This is a genomic window from Streptomyces sp. NPDC001068, assembly GCF_042897315.1.
GTDB lineage: Bacteria > Actinomycetota > Actinomycetes > Streptomycetales > Streptomycetaceae > Streptomyces.
Map to the genome: position 1 here is coordinate 1 of NZ_JBIAYD010000042.1, position 1,272 is coordinate 1,272.

Annotated in this window: 1 protein-coding gene and 1 pseudogene; one reads left to right on the plus strand and one right to left on the minus strand. The window is 67.8% G+C overall.

What is annotated here, in order from left to right:
* Positions 1 to 50: 50 nt before the first annotated feature.
* Positions 51 to 281, plus strand: coding sequence for an e9imm peptide (locus ACFY3I_RS43565; RefSeq protein WP_390866494.1), 231 nt, complete (start codon positions 51 to 53; stop codon positions 279 to 281).
* A gap of 9 nt (positions 282 to 290) precedes the next feature.
* Here the strand turns inward: ACFY3I_RS43565 and ACFY3I_RS43570 are convergent.
* Positions 291 to 1,222: pseudogene (locus tag ACFY3I_RS43570) on the minus strand (IS5 family transposase).
* Positions 1,223 to 1,272 lie beyond the last annotated feature (50 nt).

Consider the following 1,272-nt stretch of genomic DNA (forward strand, 5'->3'; position numbering starts at 1 on the left):
TTGTCCGGGCGATCATGCGTCCCGCTAGGGTGACCCGGTGGAGGGACTTGATGAGTGCTGTGGAGATGAGTCGCGCGGAGGCGGTCGCGCTCGTGCAGCGGATCTTGCAGGCGGACTACGCCTCAGACGATGAGGTGAACGGCTGGCTGGACAGGCTCGACAGAGCCCTGGCCTGCCCGTCCGGTCATGTCAGCGGCTTGATCTTCTGGCCGCCGGAGCGGGAGCTTTCTGCTGATGAAGTAGTCGATCAGGCCCTGGCGTATCGGCCGGTCGCCCTTTGAGGTCGGCGTTCAACTCCGAAGCCAGATAAGCAGAGCCGCGCTGGTTGCAGTGCCCAGGAAGACGTAGCCGCGCTTGTCATAGCGGGTGGCCACGGCTCGGAACTGCTTCAGCCTGTTGATCGCTCGTTCGACGGTGTTGCGCTTCTTGTACCGCTGTTCGTCGAAGCCGGGCGGCCGTCCGCCGTGTGAGCCTTTGCGCAGGCGGGCGGACCGGCTGTCGGTCTTCTCCGGGATCGTGTGCCGGATGGCCCGGCGCCGCAGGTATGCGCGGCACGGGCCGTTGCTGTATCCCTTGTCGGCCGCGATGCTGTCGGGCTTCGTGCGGGGCCGGCCCGGACCGACCCGCGGAACGCGGATCCTTGCCAGCACCGTCTGGAACTGGGTGCAGTCCGCCCGCTGCCCCGGCGTGATGACCAGGGACAGGGGGCGACACCGGCCGTCGGCGCTCAGGTGGAGTTTGCTGGTGAACCCGCCCCGCGAGCGGCCCAGTCCCTCACCTCCTTCACCACCTCCACCAGCCGGGCGAGCAGGCTCTGCCATGGCGTTTCGCCCTGATGTTCTGCCGTCTCGGCCCCCTTTGACGCAGGTGCCGGCGGTGGTTCGGTCCGGGCACCGGCCGCGTGCTGATGGGCACGCACGATGGTGGAGTCCACCGAGATGTCCCAGTCGATCTCGCCCGCGGCATCGGCAGCAGCCTGAACCTGTTGCAGCAGACGCTCCCACGTGCCGTCGGCCGACCACAGCCGGTGGCGTTCATATACGGTCTTCCACGGCCCGAAACGCTCAGGAAGATCCCGCCAGTGCACCCCGGTCCGCACCCGGTGCAGAATCCCGTCGATCACCTGCCGGTGATCCCGCCACCGGCCACAACGCCCATTGCTCACCGGCAGGAACGGCCGCAGCCGTTCCCACTCGGCATCCGTCAGATCACCCCGCCCCATGCCCGTAACAACGACTCCGGCACATGGCGGTCACGTGATCGCCCGGACAG

Bases quoted from the DNA above. Each gene is read 5' to 3' on its own strand.
- ACFY3I_RS43565 (WP_390866494.1), top strand. From the start codon at position 51: ATGAGTGCTGTGGAGATGAGTCGCGCGGAGGCGGTCGCGCTCGTGCAG.